Source organism: Fastidiosipila sp. (genome assembly GCA_012511175.1).
GTDB lineage: Bacteria > Bacillota > Clostridia > Saccharofermentanales > DTU023 > UBA4923.
In genome coordinates this window covers 1-3,122 of the sequence record JAAZGO010000009.1, presented here as the reverse complement: position 1 = coordinate 3,122, position 3,122 = coordinate 1, and the positions used below count along the sequence as shown (strand labels likewise).

The following is a 3,122-nucleotide window of genomic DNA, read 5'->3' as shown; positions in this document are numbered from 1 at the left end:
TAACACAATAGCCGGGCGCCATTTCCCTCATGGAAAAACTCCCAAACCTGCGCATTAGGCGAGTTTGGGAGATAGTGGATGCCGTAAATGGATTGGGTGATTCAGCTCAAACTGTAAAAGTCAGGCCAGGAAACCCGGCAAAGAGCAGGGACTTTTCTCCCTTTGAGGGCGCCCGCCAGCGGGCGGCATAGAGGACTGACGCCCCATGAACGCCTTGGTCCCTGTGTTATAATCTACACATTCCTGACCGGATAAGAGTCTGCCGGATTAAGCCGGACAAATGTTAAGAAAGAGGAGACCGAATGAAGAATTGTCAGAATTGCGGGATGGAACTTGCCGACGATGCGATGTTTTGCAGCAACTGCGGAACCAAACAGGAAGCCCCTCTGGCAGCTAGCCCGGCGGAAGCCGGACAAGCCCAGGCAATACCCCCTGCTGCGCCTCCTCCGCCTCCTTACCAGGCAGGGCCAGCCCCGCCACCGCCGCAGGCCCCCTACCCCTATCCTTACCCGTCCCAGCCGCCCAAACCTCCCTCCGCCCTCGCCCTGGATGCAAAGCGATATCCCAAATGGCTGATTCAGGGCTTTTTCGGCACAAGGGAGCCCATGCATATCCTGTTCGCAGCCATCGTTCCCTTCTTTGTGTCCCTGTTTTCCACGCTGGAAGCTGCCAGGATTATGAACTGGCACGCAGGGGGATTCTTCCTCCTGTGGTTTTTCATGCTGATTATCCTTGGAGCCATGCCGACCATGGCCTGGGTTTGCAAAAAGTTTATTCTTAAAGAGGAGGAGCGGCTGATCCATACCTTCGCCAGATTTTCCTCCTGCCTGAATGTCGTCCTGCCCGTCTCTCTGATCGCCTTCATTCTTGGCGTCGTGCTGCCCGGGGGTACATTCATCTCGGTTCTCATGTATGTCGTGCCAATATTGATCTTTGCCGCTGCTGTAATGTCAGCAGTCGCAGGGTCACAGGCGGACCTGAAAAAGCTTTGGCTGATTACGCTTGTAATCGCAGGCGTTTTCTTCGTCCTGCTTTTCCTTTACAGCGCGATTTTTTCACAGGGACTGCAGTGGAGCTTTCGCAAGGCATTTCGGTTCTAGTTTTGGACGGGACTGAAATAAAATCTATTTTTTCCGGGAATGCTCATGGTTTCATGGGCATTCCCGGATAATCCGCATAAGGACAGGTCGATCAAGGTGCCACAGTCGGAACGAGCAAGGCCGGTGCGTCCCGGCCGCACAAAAACCAAAGGCCGGGCAACAGGAAAGAAGCCGGGGCCTGAATCATTCAGCCATCACTTTCCCCTGAAATTTCTGGTGCTTGGAATGGCGGCAGGTTTTCTGATTTCCATTTTTTCCGGAGTCTACCTGATCTATGCCGACCTGTTTTCAAGAGTCACTTATGTCTCCGAAGGAGATGAGGACTTTTATAAAATTGAAAACTTGATGGACTATGACATTTTTACCGAAGAAGACGACTGGGATGACCAGGAGGGTGAGGAACCGGATGGGTTTGACGATGACGAGGAGGTTCCGCCGGAGATAAAAAGGCCGGAATTGCACCAAAGCGGCACCATTGAAATGAAACAAATGCCCGGGGTCGAGAATATCCTGCTCTTCGGGATAGATTCCAGAACCAACAATTACAAGGGGCGATCCGATGTCATCATGATCCTCTCGATCAACCACAATACAAAAAAGATCAATATCGTTTCGCTCATGCGAGCCATGTACGTCAAGATTGGCGCAAAAAGCCACCCCTGGGGACTCTTGAATGCAGCCTACTCGTACGGCGGCCCGGGCCTCGCCATCAGGACCGTCGAAGCCAACTACGGGATTCCCATCAAAGGTTTCGTCGCCATCAATTTCACTTCCTTCATCCGGATTATCGATGCCATTGGCGGGGTTACGATTAACCTGACGAGCCGGGAGGCGGAATATCTGGGGCGGGAGCCCGGCAGTCAGCGGCTGAATGGCAGCCAGGCCCTGGAATACGCACGAATCCGCAAAATTGACAGCGACTTTCAACGCAATCAGCGGCAACGGAATGTGATCAATTCGGTTGTCAATGAAATGGCCAATCAGGGCGGTTCTTCCCTTTACAAGGCTGCCACGGTCATTTTGAACAACACTTACACCAACCTCAACCTGAAGGATTACATCAACCGGGCCCCCACGCTGCTCACTTACCAGCGGCGGCAGCTCCAGCTGCCCGCAACGGGAGAAACGCGCTACTACTACGTCCGCGGCCAGGAGGTCTGGTGGTTCGACATGGTAAAGACGCATGACCGGCTGGTCAGGTTTTTGCTGAACTAGACTTTGATGAAACAGGCAAGGGCCGGTTGCTCCATTTTCCGGGCCCCGGACCGTACAGGATTGCCCGCCAGGCAGATCCCCAGGTCTTGTTTATCACAGTCGAAGGTGAACGTTTCGCTTGTAACAGGTAAAATCCCTGGACTTGCTAGAATATTGCTTGTGCATTCCGACCGGGGGATGCCTGGTTTTTTGGGGAGGGATAGATGCCGCCTGCATTGGAGATACAACACTCGATTCCCGTACTGACTGTTTTTTTGCAGGGTTTGGTCAGTTTCCTTTCCCCCTGTGTCCTGCCCTTGCTTCCCATGTACATCGGTTATCTGGCGGGTGGTACCTACCACGTCGGTGAAGACGGTGAGGTCCGTTATCCGCGCAAACGCGTTTTTTTGAATACCTTCTTTTTTGTGCTGGGTATTGCCTCAACCTTCTTTATTCTGGCGCTCGGTTTCACGGCGGCCGGCGAGTTTTTCCAAGCTTATCGGCGCACCTTCGTGATTGGCGGAGGTGTTCTGGTCATCCTGTTCGGGCTCTACCAGCTGGGTGTCTTTGGAAGTTCATTCTTTTTGTCCCGGGACAGACGGCTCCCCTTCAAGCTGGACCGTTTTGCCATGAATCCGCTGATTGCCTACCTGATGGGCTTTACCTTCAGTTTTGCCTGGACTCCTTGCATTGGCCCTGCCATGTCCAGCGTGCTGCTCATGGCAGCGGGAACAGCGCAGCGCAGCCTGGGTTTCCTGCTGGTTGGCGTTTATGTGCTCGGTTTTACCATTCCCTTCCTGATTGTCGGCTTATTCACTACACAAACCC

General features: G+C 53.3%; 3 protein-coding genes. All 3 read left to right on the top strand.

The window, feature by feature from the left end:
• Positions 1–302: 302 nt before the first annotated feature.
• Complete coding sequence (locus GX839_01600) at positions 303–1,100, top strand: zinc-ribbon domain-containing protein (protein NLB04163.1); 798 nt, start codon at positions 303–305, stop codon at positions 1,098–1,100.
• Positions 1,101–1,325: 225 nt separating this feature from the next.
• Positions 1,326–2,315: an LCP family protein gene (locus tag GX839_01595; protein ID NLB04162.1), complete on the top strand. Its 990-nt coding sequence runs from the start codon at positions 1,326–1,328 to the stop codon at positions 2,313–2,315.
• A gap of 203 nt (positions 2,316–2,518) precedes the next feature.
• Positions 2,519–3,122, top strand: a 604-nt coding sequence (locus GX839_01590; GenBank protein NLB04161.1) for a cytochrome C biogenesis protein, incomplete at its 3' end; no start/stop codon positions are given.

Bases quoted from the DNA above. Each gene is read 5' to 3' on its own strand.
- GX839_01600 (NLB04163.1), top strand. From the start codon at position 303: ATGAAGAATTGTCAGAATTGCGGGATGGAACTTGCCGACGATGCGATG.
- GX839_01595 (NLB04162.1), top strand. From the start codon at position 1,326: ATGGCGGCAGGTTTTCTGATTTCCATTTTTTCCGGAGTCTACCTGATC.